Origin of the sequence: Pseudomonas sp. R1-18, from assembly GCF_051132095.1 — a bacterium.
Lineage (GTDB): Bacteria > Pseudomonadota > Gammaproteobacteria > Pseudomonadales > Pseudomonadaceae > Aquipseudomonas.
This window is the reverse complement of sequence record NZ_CP071658.1, coordinates 1,716,952-1,734,040: the sequence shown is the minus strand read 5'-3', so window position 1 is coordinate 1,734,040 and position 17,089 is coordinate 1,716,952. Positions and strand designations below refer to the sequence as shown.

Here is a 17,089-nt window from a genome sequence, read left to right as displayed (position 1 = left end):
TGACCTCAGCAACCAAAGTGAAGGATGAGACATGAGCCGAACCGATCGCGACTACGAGGAAAAACGGGATTACATCCGCATGCGCGTTGACGCGGATGTGAGTCTGATCCACGCCGGGCAGGTGATTCCGGCCATCTGCATCGATCTTTCCAGCTCCGGCATGCAGGTCCAGGCGCCGCGTTCGTTCAAGATCGGGGATCGATTGAGCGTGCGGATCGATTCGGATCACCCGGCGCTCAGCGGTCTGGAAGCCGATACCGAGGTCGTCTGGGTTACCGATCAGGAAGGCGGCGGGCAGAAACTGGGCTTGTCCATCGTTGCGATGCACTGAGCGCCGGGGGTGCTCGTTTGGGCACCGGTTCACACTTTCAGCAAAAAGGCGACCTCAGGTCGCCTTTTTTTCATTTCGACAAACATCCCGGCCATTAAAAGTCGTCTTCGACCTGGCCATCCTTCACCTTGAATTCGCGATTCTGCAGGTAAGCGTTACGGATGAAAGTGTATTTGTCGCCGCTGATCATGCGCTCGGCAGGCAGCAGGCTGGCGCGGGTATCAACCATATTCACGCCCAGCGCCGAGTTACGGGTCGGAACGTGATCGATATAGCGATAAGGCGTGGCGTAGCTGTCAGGCACCCGCGAGAAGGTATCGCGCACGGTGCTCGGGCCCAGCAGCGGCAGCATCACGAACGGCCCGCTCGGCACGCCCCAATAGCCCAGCGTCTGGCCAAAGTCTTCGTCGTTGCGTTGCAGGCCCATGTGGGTGCCGACGTCAATGAAGCCCAGCAGGCCGAACGTGGTGTTGAAGATCAGGCGCGCGCTGTCGACGCCCGCGGCGGCGGGTTTGGCTTGCAGCACGTTGTTGGCAAGGTTGCCGACATCACCGATGTTGTTGAAGAAGTTGTGCACGCCGTCTTCCACGAACTGTGGCGCGACGTACTGGTAACCCTGCGCAATCGGCTTCAGGGTGTAAGTGTCGAGCACGTCGTTGAAACGGAAGATCGCACGGTTGACGCCTTCCCATGGGTCGTCCTCGGCTGCCTGCACGGCAACAGGAACCAGCGCGATACCGGCGCAGATGGAAAGTTGAGCCAGACGTTTCATGAAGCCTGCACCAGTCACGGGCATAGCGGACACTCCTTATCGAAATAGTGACGCGGGCGCTGCGCCCCACACGCGAGGTCGGCAGTATAAAGCGTTCCGCTGGAAATAAGGCAGTTCTGTCAGTGCCGCAAAGTCGATAAACACCTTCATCGGTCGTTCATCCGACTGTCATCTAAGGCCGGTAGCGTGCGTGGGTATTTCAGGGATATTCCCAATGCTTGCGCCGGCCGCCATTCCCCTGCCTGTCTTCCCCGCCCTGGTGTTCGGCCTTAGCGGCTGTCTGGTTGACTTCGGTGCGCAGGCTGCGCGCCAGCGCTCCGATCATCATTCGGAGGATTGGGCGCAGGCCACGCCCGGCGCGCTGGAGATACTCAAGGCACTGAACCATCAAGGCGTTCCGTGCGCCTGGATTGATGAGCTGCCCGAGGACCTGAGCCAGAGGCTCGCTCGCCCGCTCGGCACCTGGATCACCCGCGCGCCACGCCCGAAGGCGGAATGGCCCGCGCCTGACGCCTGCTGGCACGCGTTGATGGCGCTGAACGTTACTCAGCTCGACGGCTGCGTGCTGATCAGTGGAGACCCGCGCCTTTTGCAATCGGGCCTCAATGCCGGCCTATGGACCATCGGGCTGGCCTCATGCGGACCGCTTTGCGGTCTTTCTCCCGCGCAGTGGCAGGCACTGGACGACGCGCAGCGCGAGCGCCGTCGGGCTGCGGCCACCCTTGAGCTGTATGCGCTGGGCGTGCATTCAGTGATCGATCATCTAGGTGAACTGCAATCGTGCCTGAACGATATCGCCCTGCGACGCAGCAAGGGCGAGAAGCCATGACGCGCTCCATGCAAGCTGCTGCGTAGTGGATTAGTCTTGGTACATCACGGACCTTTCGCCGCACGGTGCAGTCCATGACTCAGACTTATCAGAGAAGGAGCACGCGATGCCTGCCCGCGAACTGCAAGAACAGCTCAACACCCTGCGTGATCAGTTGGAGCAGAACCCACCGCTTTCCGAGCCCGAGCGCGATAATCTGCGCGAGTTGATGCAACAAATTGAAACCAAAATTGCGCTGGAAAACGCCACCCACGAACAGGACGCCAGCCTGGCTGACGGCGTGAACCTGGCCGTGGAACGCTTCGAACTGGAACATCCCGCCATCGCCGGCACCCTGCGCAATATCGTACAGACGCTGGGCAATATCGGGATTTGAGATAGTCCGTCGCTTGCCTGTGGGAGCGGACTTGTCCGCGAAGGGCAATTTTCAGGCGACATGGATGTAACGGCATCTTCGCGGGCAAGTCCGCTCCCACAGGTGACCCGGGGATCAGAGCCTACTGCCGCGCCAGTCGGTGGTTGTCCACATCCAGTACTTCGGTGCTGCGGTACGGGTTGATGTCCAGCCCGCCACGGCGCACGTAACGTGCATAAACCGTCAGGCGCTCGGGTTTCAGCAGGCGCTGAAGGTCGAGAAAGACGCGTTCGACGCACTGCTCATGAAAATCCGAATGCTGGCGGAAGCTGACGATGTACTCCAGAAAGCTGGCGTGATCGAGCGCCGCGCCGCGGTAGTCCACCACCACACTGCCCCAGTCGGGCTGGCTGGTTACCGGGCAATTGGACTTGAGCAGATGGCTGTGCAGGCTCTCCTGCACCACGCGCGACTCGTCGCAACGCAGCAGCTCAGGCTGCGGACGGTCATAGCTGCTGATGCTCACATCCAGTTCATCGACACACACGCCCGGCAAGGCAGCCACGCCTTCGCCTTCGATGTCCGCCAGACTGCGGATGCGCACGCCCACCGGCTTGCCGGCGGCTGCCGACAGGTCCTTCACAAGCGTCGCCTGCAACTGAGCCCCGTCAGGGAATGCCGTCTGGTTCAGCGAGTTGAGGTACAGCTTGAAGGACTTGGACTCGATGATATTCGGCGAGTCGGCCGGAATGCTGAATTCACCGATAGCCACCACCGGCTTGCCCGAGGGCAGCAGCCACGACAGCTCGTAGCAGTTCCAGAAATCGACGCCCTTGTAAGGCAGGGTTTGTGCCGTCAGCCCCAGCTCCGCCCACTTCGCCGCACGCGGAATGGGGAACAGCAACGACGGCGTATAGGTGGCGATGTACTCACTGGACTTGCCCAGCGGTGAATGTTCGGCGGCGGGATGCATGGCAATACCTGAAGCTTGCGAAATAACCCGGCGAGTTTATAGGGTTTGCACAAGTCTTTCAGCGAGAAAATCCGCCGGCTCGGGCAAGCCGGCGCAAGCTACCAATTGATGATCGGCCGTTACTCGTAGCGCAACGCGTGTGCCGGCTCGATCTGCGCGGCGCGCCACGCCGGATAGATCGTCGCGAGAAAGCTCAGAATGAAACCGGCGCTGCAAATCAACAGCACATCACCGCCCTGCAACTCCGATGGCAGGTTGCTGATGAAGTACACATCCGAGCTGAACACGTGCTGGCCGCTGACGCGCTCGATCCAGCCCACCAGACTGCTGACGTTCAATGCCGCAATGATGCCCAGCACACCGCCGATCAGCGTGCCTACGACGCCGATGACTGTCCCCTGGACCATGAAGATCGCCATGATCTGCCGCGGCGTCGCGCCGATGGTGCGCAGAATCGCGATGTCCGCGCCTTTGTCGTTGACCACCATGATCAGCGTCGCGATGATGTTGAACGCCGCCACCGCCACAATCATCAGCAGCAACAGGCCGATCATGGTCTTTTCCATCTTCATGGCACTGAACAGGCTGCCCTGGGTGTGGGTCCAGTCGTCAGCACGATAACCCGCGCCCAGCCCCGAGGCTATCCGCGATGACACCTGTGGCGCCTGGTACAGGTCTTTCAGCGCCAGCCGCACGCCTTGCACCTGACCCGGCTGCCAGCGCTGCATCTGGGCGGCGTCAGCGATATTGATCAATGCCATCGAGCCGTCCAGCTCGGCGCCGACCTTGAACACGCCAACCACTGTCAGGCGCTGCATGCGCGGTGTGATGCCGCCCGGCGCACTGCTGACTTCCGGCACGATCAGGGTCAGCTTGTCGCCTACGCTCAGACGAAAACGCCGCGCGGTGAGGTCGCCGAGCACCACGCCGAATTCGCCGGGCCGCAGGTCTTCGAGCGCGCCGCGGGTAATGTGCCGGGTAACGATCGAGACTTCATGCTCCAGCGCCGGATCCACACCGCTGATCTGGATCGGCTGCATGGAACCCTTGTAGGACAGCATGCCTTCCATCTCGGTAAGCGGTGCTGCCGCGGTGACTTCAGGATTGCTCATGGCGGCCTGAGCTACCGGCTTCCAGTCGTCGAGCGGGGTCGCACCGGCGATCATCGCGTGCGGCACCATGCCAAGGATGCGCGAACTCATCTCGCGCTGGAAACCGTTCATGACCGAGAGCACCACAATCATCGCCAACACGCCAAGCGCCAGGCCGATCATCGAAGTCATCGAAATGAACGAGATAAAATTCTTGCGGCGTTTGGCGCGGGTATAGCGCAAGCCGATAAACATGGGTAACGGTCTGAACATTCGCGAGCACCGTGAAGAGGCTGAAAACCCCGGCGCGATGGATTGCGCCGGGCCACTGAATCAAGCGGCGACGAGGCGACCGTCTTCCAGACGCAGGACTCGGTCCATCTGCCGGGCCAGACTCATGTCGTGGGTCACCACCAGGAACGCCGTGCGCGACGACGTACTCAGCTCGCGCATCAGGTCCTGGATGCCTTGGGCGGTGTGGTGATCGAGGTTGCCCGTCGGCTCGTCGAGCATCACCAGACCCGGCTGGTTGACCAGCGCCCGGGCAATGGCCACGCGCTGGCGCTCGCCGCCGGACAGTTCCGCGGGTTTGTGCGCCAGTCGATGACCCAGACCGACGCGCTCCAGCAAGGCGGTGGCACGCTGGCGGGCCTCGGGAATCGCGGTGCGGCCGATCAGCAACGGCATGCAGACGTTTTCAAGCGCGGTGAATTCCGGCAGCAGATGGTGGAACTGGTAGACGAAACCCAGCGCCCGATTGCGCAGCAGGCCGCGCGCCTTTTCACCCAGCGCCGACAGCTCTTCGCCGGCCAGCCAGACGCTGCCCTCGGAAGGCGTATCCAGGCCGCCGAGCAGGTTGAGCAAAGTGCTCTTGCCAGAACCCGAACTGCCGACAATCGCGACGCGCTCGCCCGCATGCAATTCCAGCTGCAGGCCCGACAGCACCACGACCGATTCCGGCCCTTCCTCGTAGGATTTACCCAGGTTGCGGCAACTCAATACTGCTTTATCCAACATGCCCGACTCACTCATAACGTAGCGCCTCCGCCGGCTGGGTGCGCGCGGCACGCCAGGCGGGATACAAGGTGGCGAGGAAACTCAGGACCAACGCTGCGCCGCAGACCTGGAACACGTCCTGGGCCATCAGCTGCGAAGGCAGGTAATCGATGAAGTAGACGTCGGCGTTGAGAAACTTGTGGCCGATGAGACCTTCAAGCGCCGAAATCGCCGAGCTGACGTTGAGCGCGGCGAGGATGCCCAGCGCGGCTCCGATCAGCGTGCCCACCACGCCGATTACCGTGCCCTGCACCATGAAGATCGCCATGATCTGTCGCGGCGTCGAGCCCAGGGTACGCAGAATGGCGATATCGCCTTTCTTGTCGTTGACTACCATCACCAGGGTGGAAATGATGTTGAACGCCGCCACGGCCACGATGAGCAACAGCAGCAGGCCGATCATGGCTTTTTCCATGCGGATCGCCTGATACAGGTTGCCATGGGTGCGGGTCCAGTCCCGGGAATAGAACTTGTTCTCGCCCAGCTTCTGCGCGATGTCCCACGAAGTTCGCGGGGCGTCGAACAGGTCGGCGAACTTCAGGCGCAGACCCTGAACCTGTTCGGGCTTCCAGCGATGCAGGCGGCCCAGATCATCCAGGTTGGTCAGCCCCAGATAGCCGTCCAGCTCTCCGGCGCCGACGTGAAAGATACCGACCACTTCGAAGCGCTTCATGCGGGGAAACATGCCGGCTGGCGTGATGGTCACCTCGGGGGCGACGAAGGTCAGCTTGTCGCCGACGCCAACGCCCAGTTTGGTGGCGGCCTTGTCGCCGATCATGATGCCGAAGCTGCCGGGCGTCAGACTGTCGAGCCGGCCCTGCCTGACGAACTTGTCGATGATCGAAACATTGCCTTCCTGGGCCGGGTCGATGCCGTTGAGCAGGACCTTCTGCACCTTGCCGTCATGGGTCAGCAGACCCTGCATCTGGGTAAATGGCGCGACGGCCTGGACCTGGGGATTTTCACGAACCTTGTCGGCCAGCGCTCGCCAGTCGCTGATCGGGTCGCCCGATTCGATGGTCGCGTGCGGCACCATGCCCAGCACGCGGGTACGCATTTCATGGTCGAAACCGTTCATGACCGATAGCACGACTATCATCACCACGACGCCCAGCGCCAGGCCGATCATGGAAGTCAGGGAAATGAAGGAAACAAAATGGTTGCGTCGTTTCGCACGGGTGTAGCGCGTGCCAATGAATACAAAAAGAGGTCTGAACATTTAGGGAATTTGTTCGCAGGAATGGGGACGTCCGTGTGGCGGGCTTCGACGTGCAGCTTTACACTCGAAACACTCAGATATTTCCGACCACCGCCTCTACCATGGGTTCGCCATGTCGACATCAGATGAAGAAGAACGCCGCGAATACTACCGTATCGAGGATCGCGTCGCACTGGAAATTAACCCGCTTTCCCGATCCGGCCAGGCCGGCGAGGACGCGGCCGAAGACACCTCGGCGCTATTCGATCTGCTTAGCGAACTGCATGTCAGCGAGTTCGAATCCCAGCACCTGCTGCGCCAGCTGGACGAGCGCGACCGGGTGCTCAACAGCTTTCTCAAGGCGCTGACCAAACGCATCGACCTGCTCGGCCGGGTAGTCGCGCACACCGCTCTGGGCGAATTGGGCGAACCGCAACCGGTGAGGCTTTCCGAAGGCGGTGTGGAATTCATTTCGTATCAGGATTTTGCGCCCGGCGAGTTGCTGTCGGTAAAAATGGTGCTGATGCCGCAAGCCTCCGGCCTGCTGCTGCGAGCCAGGGTCACCCACTGCGACGCCGCAGGCGACGGGCGTTTTGTGATCGGCACCGAGTTCGTCAACCTGCCGGACGCGCAGCGCCAGCTGCTGGCGCGCCACGTGCTGCAACGCCAGGCTCAACAACGTCGTCAGGCGCTGGAGCAAAGCGAGCCGCCTCAAGCGTGATCGCCCTCACCCAATGAATTCATGTCTGTATTGGTGCCTTTCAGGCCAGGAGTAATCGTGACCCTCATTTACGGCCACCGCGGCGCCAAGGGCGAAGCACCGGAAAACACCCTCAACAGTTTCAAACGATGCCTTGAACATGGCGTGCGCCGCTGCGAACTGGACCTGCACTTGTCGCGCGACGGCGAGCTGATGGTTATTCATGACCCGACGCTCAAGCGCACCACCGGCCGCGGCGGCAAGGTCAACGAACATGCGGCGGCCGATCTGGTGACCTATGACGCGCGCCAGGGCGGACCGGGCTGGATCAAGCCTTGCCCTGTTCCGAGACTGGAAGAACTGTTCGAGCAGTGCGATTTCGAGCACTGGCAGCTGGAGGTCAAGAGCGCGTCGCGCACCCGCGCGGCCAATACCGTGCTGGCGATCCGCGAGATGGTGCAGCGCCATGGACTGCTGGACAAGGTGACGATTACGTCGAGTTCCCGGGAAGTGTTGCGTGCCGCCCTGGAGCTGACGCCGGACATTTCACGCGGCCTGGTCGCGGAGTACGCCTGGCTCGACCCGTTGAAGGTCGCGCAGAACTACGGTTGTGAAATCCTTGCGCTGAACTGGACGCTGTGCACGCCTGAACGTCTGCTCAAGGCTGAACGGCAAGGTCTGCACGTCTCGGTATGGACCGTCAACGAGCCCGCGCTGATGCGCAGACTCGCCGACTTCGGCGTCGACAGCCTGATTACAGACTTTCCCGGTTTGGCCACCGCCACCCTCGGGAATCGCTGAAATCGGTCTCCCCGGCCGGCTCAGGCCACCGGCCGGAGCCGCTCAAAAAAGCCGGTTCAGGCCGTCATAGGCAGCTACCCGATAGGCTTCGGCCATGGTCGGGTAGTTGAACGTGGTGTTCACGAAATATTTGATCGAGTTCGCCGCGCCTTCCTGGTTCATGATCGCCTGACCGATATGCACGATCTCCGATGCCTGGTCGCCGAAGCAATGCACGCCCAGCACTTCAAGCGTTTCGCGGTGGAACAGGATCTTCAGCATGCCGACCCGCTCACCGGAAATCTGCGCGCGCGCCATGCCCTTGAAGAACGCCTTGCCGACTTCGTACGGCACGCGGGCCTGAGTCAGCTCGTGTTCGTTCTTGCCGATCGAACTGATCTCGGGAATCGTGTAGATGCCGGTCGGCACATCGTTGACATAACGCCAGCTGCCGTTATCGACCACTGAACCGGCGGCCGAGCGGCCCTGGTCATACGCGGCACTGGCCAGACTCGGCCAGCCGATCACGTCCCCTGCGCCATACACGTTGGAAACGCTGGTGCGATAGTTCTCGTCGACTTCGATCTGCCCACGGCCGTTGGCCTTGAGGCCGATATTTTCCAGGCCCAGCTTGTCGGTATTGCCGGTCCGGCCGTTGCACCAGAGCAAGGCGTCGGCCTTGATCTTCTTGCCGGATTTGAGATGCAGGATCACGCCGTTTTCCAGACCCTCGACGCGCTCGTATTCTTCGTTATGGCGGACCATGACGTTGTTGTTGCTGAAGTGATAACTCAACGCCTGGGAGATCTCCGTGTCCAGGAAGCTGAGCAACTGATCGCGGTTGTCCACCAGCTCGACCAGCACGCCCAGACCGCTGAAGATCGAGGCGTATTCACAGCCGATCACACCGGCGCCATAGATGATCAACTTGCGCGGCGTGTGGCCCAGACTCAGGATCGTGTCGCTGTCATAGATGCGCTTGTGGCTGAAGTCGATGTCGGCCGGGCGATAAGGGCGCGAGCCGGTGGCGATGATGATCTGGTTGGCGACCAGCTTTTCCACCACACCGTTGGTGCACACCACGTTGACGCTGGTTTCGTCGGCAAAGCTGCCGGTGCCGAAGAACACATCGACGCGGTTGCGCGCGTAATAGCTGGTGCGCGACGCGACCTGCTTGGAGATGACCATTTCGGCGTTTTTCAGAACGTCCGGAAAAGAAAACCAGCGTGGCTCGCCGATGGCGCGGAACATCGGGTTGGTGTTGAACTGGATGATCTGCTTGACCGAGTGACGCAGGGCCTTGGACGGGATGGTGCCCAAGTGAGTGCAGTTGCCGCCCACCTGCCGACGGCTGTCGACCATGGCGACCTTGCGCCCCGCCTTCGCAGCGTTCATCGCCGCGCCTTCCCCGGCCGGGCCGGAACCCAGCACCACCACGTCGTAGTTGTAGACAGCCATGCGTACTCCTATAGAACGGACCGAGGTGCCACTCTGGCATCTCCGGCTAAATCACGCGGCGCAGTCTAGCGCGGCATCGACGCAGCGAACATTAACCCTTGGTCGCGTCGAAGGCCACTTTTGTGTGTCCGGTTGAGAGTGGCGGGCCAATCGCCCACCACCGGGTTGCACGCCAAGGGCCCGAAAGGTGCGTGGTTGAAACGTCCGCTGGTCGAGGTTAAACCGCCCGCTTCAGCGTCCCCATGGCACAAGCTAAAACCGCCTTTAAGCTCATAGACATGGATATAAATCCTTTTGTCAAGTTACGCGATGTCGCAGCAAAGCGGCTGGAACGGTTGTTCCAGAGCGAATTTACACATACTGTTACAAATGGATCGGCTGATGGATAGCCTGCACCGGCGCGAGCGACGGGGCGATAACCATAACGGACCCTTACCCGATGAGCCTGAGTGAGTAATGTGAATGGCCTCTACAACCAGTAAAGGCAAGGCGATTTTTCGCGTTGTCAGCGGCAACTTTCTAGAGATGTTCGACTTCATGGTCTATGGCTTTTACGCCACGGCCATCGCCAAGACCTTTTTCCCCTCCGACAGCGCCTTCGCTTCCCTGATGCTGTCGCTGGCGACCTTCGGCGCTGGCTTTCTGATGCGCCCACTGGGTGCGATTTTTCTGGGTGCCTACATCGACCGCCACGGCCGTCGCCAGGGTCTGATCATCACCCTGGCCATGATGGCGATGGGCACGCTACTGATCGCTTGCGTGCCCGGCTACGCCACCATTGGTGTCGCGGCGCCGCTGCTGGTGCTGCTTGGCCGCCTGCTGCAGGGCTTTTCCGCAGGCGTTGAACTGGGCGGCGTCTCGGTATATCTGGCGGAAATCTCGACGCCAGGGCGCAAGGGTTTCTTTGTCAGCTGGCAGTCGGCAAGTCAGCAGGCTGCCGTGGTGTTCGCGGGCCTGCTGGGCGTCGCGCTGAACCACTGGCTAAGCCCCGACCAGATGGGCGAATGGGGCTGGCGCGTGCCTTTCCTGGTGGGATGCCTGATCGTACCGGCGATTTTCGTCATTCGTCGCTCACTGGAAGAGTCACCGGAATTCGAGGCGCGTAAACACCGCCCGACGCTGGGCGAAGTGGTGCGCTCGATAGGCCAGAACTTCGGCCTGGTGCTCGGTGGCATGGCACTGGTGGTCATGACCACGGTCTCGTTCTACCTGATCACGGCTTACACGCCGACTTTCGGCAAGAACGAACTGCATCTGTCGGATCTCGACAGCCTGCTGGTGACCGTCTGCGTGGGCGTGTCCAATTTCATCTGGCTGCCGGTGATGGGCGCGTTTTCCGACCGCATCGGCCGCAAGCCGCTGCTGATCGGCGCTACGGTGCTGGCCATCGCAACTGCCTACCCTGCCCTGTCATGGCTGGTTGGGCATCCAAGCTTTGCCAATCTGTTGATGGTCGAGCTGTGGCTCTCGTTCCTGTACGGGTCCTACAACGGTGCCATGGTGGTGGCGCTCACCGAGATCATGCCGGTCGAGGTACGCACCACCGGCTTCTCGCTGGCCTATAGCCTGGCAACCGCGACCTTCGGCGGCTTCACGCCGGCGGCCTGCACTTACCTGATCCACGAGCTGGGCAACAAGGCGGCACCCGGCATCTGGCTGACCGGAGCGGCTGTGCTGGGGCTGATCGCGACGCTGGCGCTGTTCCGCAAGGGCGGCCAGAAGCTCGAAGCTCCGATGGCAGCGCCGTCCGCCTGATCAGCGGATATGCCAGGGCCTGAAATGGGTTTACGTGCTGTGTCAGGGAAACCGCAAAAAGCTGTTCGCGGGCAAGCGCGCTCCTGCAACGCAAAAAAAAGCCCCGAACGAGTCGGGGCTTTTTTACGCGTGTCAGCTATTTACTGCGGGAAAGCCGGAGGGTTCACACCCGCCATGTCTTCCATTACACGAACAACCTGGCAGCTGTAGCCGAATTCGTTGTCGTACCAGACGTACAGAACAACGCGGTTGTCGTTGACGATGGTTGCTTCGGCATCGACTACACCCGCGTGACGCGAGCCTACGAAGTCAGTGGAAACCACTTCCTGCGAGTTCACGAAGTCGATCTGCTTGTGCAGATCCGAGTGCAGCGCCATGTAGCGCAGGTACTCGTTCATTTCTTCACGGGTAGTCTGCTTGTCCAGGTTCAGGTTCAGGATCGCCATCGAAACGTTCGGCGTCGGCACGCGGATCGCGTTGCCGGTCAGCTTGCCGGCCAGCTCAGGCAAGGCCTTGGCGGCAGCGGTGGCGGCGCCTGTTTCGGTGATGACCATGTTCAGCGCGGCGCTGCGGCCACGACGATCGCCCTTGTGGAAGTTGTCGATCAGGTTCTGGTCGTTGGTGTACGAGTGAACCGTTTCAACGTGACCGTTGACGATGCCGAACTTGTCGTTGACGGCCTTGAGCACCGGCACGATGGCGTTGGTGGTGCAGGACGCCGCCGACACGATCTTGTCGTCCGCGGTGATTTCGCCGTGGTTGATACCGTGAACGATGTTCTTCAGCTTGCCCTTGCCCGGTGCGGTCAGGACAACGCGGTCGATGCCTGGGCAGGACAGGTGCTGGCCCAGGCCGTCGGCGTCACGCCATACACCGGTGTTGTCCACCAGCAGAGCGTCCTGGATACCGTACTGGGTGTAATCCACCTCGGCAGGGTTCTTGGCGTAGATCACCTGAATCAGGTTGCCGTTGGCGGTGATGGTGCTGTTGGCTTCGTCGATGGTGATGGTGCCGTCGAACGGACCGTGCACCGAGTCACGACGCAGCAGGCTCGCGCGCTTGACCAGATCGTTTTCGGAGCCCTTGCGCACGACGATGGCGCGCAGACGCAGGCCTTCGCCGCCACCGGTCTTCTCGATCAGGATCCGCGCCAGCAGGCGACCGATCCGGCCGAAACCGTAGAGAACCACATCGGTGCCCTTGCGCGGGCTGGCGCTCTGCTGACCCACGACGCTGGCCAGCTCTTCGCGGACGAACTGCTCGGCTGTCCGGCCATTGCCCTCGGTCTTGAACTTGACCGCCAGCTTGCCCAGGTCCACCGAAGCGGCACCCAGTTTGAGCTCGCTCATCGCTTTGAGGAGCGGGAAAGTCTCGTGTACGGACAACTCACTCGCATCGGACTGGCGGTGACGCGCAAAGCGGTGGGCTTTGAGAATCGCGATCACCGAACGGTTGATGAGGCTGCGGCCATAGATCGAACTCACCACATTGTTATTGCGGTAGAGCTGACCGATTAGCGGGATCATCGCCTCGGCAAGGGCTTCACGATCGATCCATTCACCAAGACACTGGTCGGGCTTCTGAGTCACGGGAACCTTCCACATGTAGGGGCTGAAAAAAGGGGCTACATTATGACTTCGCCCATGTTTATAGGCAATGAGCGACTGTCAGATCTTTACTCACTACATAAGTTCAGCGCCGCCTGAACAGACTGATGTGTTGTAAAACTGACAGCCGCCACCTTCCCCCGCTACAATCGCGGCCCCTGTCGCAACGCCTGGAGCCCGACCTTCCGTGCCCGTTCTGCGTCTACCGCATCTTCCGGCCGCCGCCGGCAAACAACACTGGGGCAATCTTCCCGGTGCCGCCCTGAGCCTTGCAATCGCCGAGGCCGCCAGCGCCGCCCGGCGTTTCACGCTGCTGCTGACCGCCGACAGCCAGAGCGCCGAGCGCCTGGAACAAGAGCTGAAGTTCTTCGCGCCAACGCTCCCGGTTCTGCATTTCCCCGACTGGGAAACCCTGCCCTACGACCTGTTTTCGCCGCATCAGGACATCATTTCCCAGCGCATCGCCAGCCTGTACCGGCTGCCGGAGCTGGACCATGGCGTTTTGGTAGTACCTATCACCACTGCCCTACATCGCCTTGCTCCGACCAAGTTCCTGTTGGGCAGCAGCCTGGTGCTCGACATCGGCCAGAAGCTTGACGTAGAGGCCATGCGCGCCCGTCTGGAAGCCAGCGGTTACCGCTACGTTGACACCGTTTACGAGCACGGCGAGTTCACCGTGCGCGGGGCTTTGATCGACCTGTTCCCGATGGGCAGCAAGCTGCCTTACCGGATCGATCTGTTCGACGACGAGATCGAAACGCTGCGTACTTTCGATCCCGACACCCAGCGCTCCATCGACAAGGTCGATTCGGTACGCCTGCTGCCGGCGCGCGAGTTCCCGCTGCAGAAGGATCAGGTCACCCGCTTCAAGGCGCGCTACCGCGAGCGCTTTGACGTCGATTTCCGCCGCAGTCCGATCCTGCAGGATCTGAGCAGCGGGATTACACCCGCAGGGATCGAGTACTACATCCCGCTGTTCTTTGAAGAAACCTCGACCCTGTTTGACTATCTGCCGCAGGACACCCAGGTGTTTTCCCTGCCGGGCATCGAGCAGGCCGCCGAGAACTTCTGGAATGACGTGCGCAACCGCTACGAAGACCGCCGCGTCGACCCGTTACGCCCGTTGCTGCCGCCGGCCGAGTTGTTCCTGCCGGTCGAGGACTGTTTCGCCCGGCTGAAAAGCTGGCCGCGCGTGGTTGCCAGCGAACAGGACGTCGAGTCCGGCGCGGGCCGCGAGCGATTTCCGGCACGGGAACTACCGGATCTGGCCATCGAAGCCAAGGCCAGCAAACCGCTGGCCGCGCTGTCGAATTTTCTCGACACCTTTGCCGGCCGCGTACTGTTCACCGCCGAGTCGGCCGGGCGCCGCGAGGTCCTGCTCGAACTTCTGGAACGCCTGAAGCTGCGGCCGAAAACGGTCGACAGCTGGCTGGACTTTGCGGAAGGCAAGGACCGTCTGGCCATTACCATCGCGCCACTGGACAAAGGGCTGGTGCTTGATGACCCGGCCGTTGCCCTGATCGCCGAAAGTCCGTTGTTCGGCCAGCGCGTGATGCAGCGCCGACGCCGGGAAAAACGTAACGACGCCGGTAACAACGATGCCGTGATCAAGAACCTCACCGAGCTGCGCGAAGGCGCGCCGGTGGTGCATATCGATCACGGGGTCGGACGCTATCTGGGGCTGGCGACGCTGGAGGTGGACAACCAGGTCGCGGAATTCCTGATGCTGGCGTACGCCGAAGACGCCAAGCTGTACGTGCCGGTCGCAAGCCTGCATCTGATTGCGCGTTACACCGGCAGCGACGACGAAACAGCACCGCTGCACCGCCTCGGCTCCGAGGCCTGGCAGAAGGCCAAGCGCAAGGCCGCCGAGCAAGTGCGCGACGTGGCCGCCGAGCTGCTCGATATCTACGCCCGGCGCGCGGCGCGCGAGGGCTACGCGTTCGAAGATCCGAAGGCCGACTACGCAACGTTCAGCGCCGGCTTCCCTTTCGAAGAGACGCCGGACCAGCAGACCACCATCGAGGCGGTGCGCGCCGACATGCTGGCGCCACGGCCGATGGATCGTCTGGTGTGCGGCGACGTCGGCTTCGGCAAGACCGAAGTCGCGATGCGCGCAGCGTTCATCGCCGTGCACGGCGGTCGTCAGGTCGCATTGCTGGTGCCGACCACGCTGCTGGCCCAGCAGCACTACAACAGTTTCCGTGACCGCTTCGCCGACTGGCCGGTGCGGGTCGAGGTGATGAGCCGCTTCAAGTCCGCCAAGGAAATCAACGCGGCGGTTGCGGACCTTGCCGAAGGCAAGATCGACATCGTGATCGGCACCCACAAGCTGCTGCAGGACGACGTGAAGATCAAGAACCTGGGCCTTGTGATCATCGACGAAGAACACCGTTTCGGCGTGCGCCAGAAGGAACAGCTCAAGGCGCTGCGCAGCGAAGTCGACATTCTGACCCTGACCGCCACGCCGATCCCGCGCACGCTGAACATGGCGGTGTCGGGCATGCGAGATCTGTCGATCATCGCCACGCCACCCGCGCGCCGGTTGTCGGTGCGTACCTTCGTGATGGAACAGAACAAGCCGACGGTCAAGGAAGCGCTGCTGCGCGAACTGCTGCGCGGTGGTCAGGTTTACTACCTGCACAACGACGTCAAGACCATCGAGAAATGCGCTGCGGACCTGGCCGAACTGGTGCCCGAAGCACGGATCGGCATCGGCCACGGGCAAATGCGCGAGCGCGAACTTGAGCAGGTTATGAGCGACTTCTATCACAAGCGCTTCAACGTGCTGATCGCCTCGACCATCATCGAGACCGGCATCGACGTGCCCAGCGCCAACACCATCATTATCGAGCGCGCCGACAAGTTCGGCCTGGCCCAGCTGCACCAGTTGCGCGGCCGGGTCGGGCGCAGTCACCACCAGGCTTACGCTTACCTGCTTACCCCGCCACGCAAGCAGATCACGCCGGACGCCGAGAAACGTCTGGAAGCCATCGCCAATACTCAAGATCTGGGAGCCGGCTTCGTGCTCGCCACCAACGACCTGGAGATCCGCGGCGCGGGAGAGCTGCTTGGCGAAGGCCAGAGCGGACAGATCCAGGCAGTCGGTTTCACGCTGTACATGGAAATGCTCGAACGCGCAGTCAAATCGATCCGCAAGGGCGAGCAGCCCAACCTCGATCAGCCTCTGGGCGGTGGCCCGGAAATCAACCTGCGAGTGCCGGCGCTGATTCCCGAGGCCTATCTGCCTGATGTGCATACGCGTCTGATTCTTTACAAGCGCATCGCCAATGCCGCCGACGAGGATGGTCTCAAGGACCTGCAAGTCGAGATGATCGACCGCTTCGGCCTGCTGCCGGAGCCGGCCAAGCATCTGGTGCGCATTACTCAGCTCAAGCTGCGGGCCGAACAGCTGAGCATCAAGAAGATCGACGCCGGTCCGCAGGGCGGGCGCATTGAATTCACGGCCGACACGCCGGTCGACCCGTTGACCCTGATCAAGCTGATCCAGAGTCAGCCTAACCGCTACAAATTCGAAGGTGCCACATTGTTCAAGTTTTCCGTGCCCATGGAGCGCCCTGAAGAGCGCTTCAACACCATCGAAGCGCTGCTGGAACGCCTCACCCCGAAAACTGCTTGAAGGATTCATCCATGCGTCTGTTTCATTCATTGATTCTGCTGTTGACGCTCATTGCCCCGACAGCTTTCGCCGACGGCTCGTATCAGGTGGAAATGATCCTGTTCCGCCAGAATGGCGAGCCGGCTGCCACCCAACAGTTCGCCCCGGAAGACTGGGACGCCGGCGCGCCACGAGTCAGCGCGCAGAACGAACGCACGCCCGCGCTGAACGATGTTGCCGCCCGACTTCAGGACAGCGGCAAGTATCAGGTGCTGCTGCAACGCGCCTGGCAGCAGACGGTCGGCAGCGAGCCGAGCAGAATGGCGGTTACCGGTGGCGAGGAACAATTGGGGCACTTCCCCATCGAAGGCACGGTCAGTGTGGCAATGGCCCGGTTCACTGACATTGCCGCGGATTTCTGGGTCAACAGGCTCGACGCCCACGGGGTTGTGACCGGCAGCGAGCGAATGAAGCAGGCGGTGCGGGTTCGCAATGGCGAGCTGACTTATCTGGACAACGGCAGCCTTGCGTTGCTGATCAGGATTTCTCCTTTGTAGGTTTTGCA

15 protein-coding genes are annotated in these 17,089 nt (G+C 61.5%); 8 read left to right on the top strand and 7 right to left on the bottom strand.

Features of this window, described 5'->3' with window-relative positions:
• Window positions 1–31 precede the first annotated feature (31 nt).
• The gene (locus tag J3P77_RS08145) at window positions 32–331 is read left to right on the top strand and encodes a PilZ domain-containing protein (RefSeq protein WP_434680982.1); all 300 of its coding nucleotides are present in this window, start codon (window positions 32–34) and stop codon (window positions 329–331) included.
• 94 nt (window positions 332–425) lie between these two features.
• Here the strand turns inward: J3P77_RS08145 and J3P77_RS08140 are convergent, their stop codons facing one another.
• Window positions 426–1,127 carry an MlaA family lipoprotein gene (locus J3P77_RS08140; RefSeq protein WP_434680981.1) on the bottom strand — a complete coding sequence of 234 codons (702 nt, stop codon included), beginning with the start codon at window positions 1,125–1,127 and terminating at the stop codon, window positions 426–428.
• Between the two features lie 190 nt (window positions 1,128–1,317).
• On the opposite strand from J3P77_RS08140, the gene J3P77_RS08135 reads away from it, so the two are divergent.
• Together J3P77_RS08135 and J3P77_RS08130 are read left to right on the top strand one after the other, a co-directional pair.
• Window positions 1,318–1,932, top strand: coding sequence for an HAD family phosphatase (locus J3P77_RS08135; protein WP_434680980.1), 615 nt, complete (start codon window positions 1,318–1,320; stop codon window positions 1,930–1,932).
• A 106-nt stretch (window positions 1,933–2,038) separates the two neighbouring features.
• Window positions 2,039–2,308, top strand: coding sequence for a DUF4404 family protein (locus J3P77_RS08130; RefSeq protein WP_434680979.1), 270 nt, complete (start codon window positions 2,039–2,041; stop codon window positions 2,306–2,308).
• 121 nt (window positions 2,309–2,429) lie between these two features.
• Here the strand turns inward: J3P77_RS08130 and queF are convergent, their stop codons facing one another.
• The 4 genes from queF to J3P77_RS08110 all read right to left on the bottom strand — a co-directional run bounded on the left by queF (window position 2,430) and on the right by J3P77_RS08110 (window position 6,626).
• The gene (queF, locus tag J3P77_RS08125) at window positions 2,430–3,260 is read right to left on the bottom strand and encodes an NADPH-dependent 7-cyano-7-deazaguanine reductase QueF (RefSeq protein WP_434680978.1); all 831 of its coding nucleotides are present in this window, start codon (window positions 3,258–3,260) and stop codon (window positions 2,430–2,432) included.
• A gap of 119 nt (window positions 3,261–3,379) precedes the next feature.
• The gene (locus tag J3P77_RS08120) at window positions 3,380–4,624 is read right to left on the bottom strand and encodes a lipoprotein-releasing ABC transporter permease subunit (RefSeq protein ID WP_434680977.1); all 1,245 of its coding nucleotides are present in this window, start codon (window positions 4,622–4,624) and stop codon (window positions 3,380–3,382) included.
• A 60-nt stretch (window positions 4,625–4,684) separates the two neighbouring features.
• The gene (lolD, locus tag J3P77_RS08115) at window positions 4,685–5,368 is read right to left on the bottom strand and encodes a lipoprotein-releasing ABC transporter ATP-binding protein LolD (protein ID WP_434680975.1); all 684 of its coding nucleotides are present in this window, start codon (window positions 5,366–5,368) and stop codon (window positions 4,685–4,687) included.
• A gap of 7 nt (window positions 5,369–5,375) precedes the next feature.
• Window positions 5,376–6,626 carry a lipoprotein-releasing ABC transporter permease subunit gene (locus tag J3P77_RS08110; RefSeq protein ID WP_434680974.1) on the bottom strand — a complete coding sequence of 417 codons (1,251 nt, stop codon included), beginning with the start codon at window positions 6,624–6,626 and terminating at the stop codon, window positions 5,376–5,378.
• Window positions 6,627–6,738: 112 nt separating this feature from the next.
• Here J3P77_RS08110 and J3P77_RS08105 point away from each other — a divergent pair, with 112 nt between their 5' ends.
• Together J3P77_RS08105 and J3P77_RS08100 are read left to right on the top strand one after the other, a co-directional pair.
• Window positions 6,739–7,326 (top strand): PilZ domain-containing protein, encoded by a 588-nt coding sequence (locus J3P77_RS08105; RefSeq protein ID WP_434680972.1) that lies wholly within the window; start codon window positions 6,739–6,741, stop codon window positions 7,324–7,326.
• A 57-nt stretch (window positions 7,327–7,383) separates the two neighbouring features.
• Window positions 7,384–8,106 carry a glycerophosphodiester phosphodiesterase gene (locus J3P77_RS08100; RefSeq protein WP_434680970.1) on the top strand — a complete coding sequence of 241 codons (723 nt, stop codon included), beginning with the start codon at window positions 7,384–7,386 and terminating at the stop codon, window positions 8,104–8,106.
• 42 nt (window positions 8,107–8,148) lie between these two features.
• Here J3P77_RS08100 and sthA read toward each other — a convergent pair whose 3' ends face one another.
• A complete protein-coding gene (sthA, locus tag J3P77_RS08095) occupies window positions 8,149–9,543 on the bottom strand; it encodes a Si-specific NAD(P)(+) transhydrogenase (protein ID WP_434680969.1) in 1,395 nt (464 codons plus the stop codon).
• Between the two features lie 462 nt (window positions 9,544–10,005).
• Here sthA and J3P77_RS08090 point away from each other — a divergent pair, with 462 nt between their 5' ends.
• Window positions 10,006–11,298, top strand: coding sequence for an MFS transporter (locus J3P77_RS08090; RefSeq protein WP_434680967.1), 1,293 nt, complete (start codon window positions 10,006–10,008; stop codon window positions 11,296–11,298).
• A 140-nt stretch (window positions 11,299–11,438) separates the two neighbouring features.
• Here J3P77_RS08090 and J3P77_RS08085 read toward each other — a convergent pair whose 3' ends face one another.
• A complete protein-coding gene (locus J3P77_RS08085) occupies window positions 11,439–12,902 on the bottom strand; it encodes a glyceraldehyde-3-phosphate dehydrogenase (RefSeq protein WP_434680964.1) in 1,464 nt (487 codons plus the stop codon).
• 190 nt (window positions 12,903–13,092) lie between these two features.
• Between J3P77_RS08085 and mfd the strand changes: the two genes are divergently transcribed.
• Complete coding sequence (gene mfd / locus J3P77_RS08080; RefSeq protein WP_434680963.1) at window positions 13,093–16,545, top strand: transcription-repair coupling factor; 3,453 nt, start codon at window positions 13,093–13,095, stop codon at window positions 16,543–16,545.
• Between the two features lie 11 nt (window positions 16,546–16,556).
• Window positions 16,557–17,081: a CsiV family protein gene (locus tag J3P77_RS08075; protein WP_434680962.1), complete on the top strand. Its 525-nt coding sequence runs from the start codon at window positions 16,557–16,559 to the stop codon at window positions 17,079–17,081.
• The last annotated feature ends 8 nt before the right edge of the window (window positions 17,082–17,089 follow it).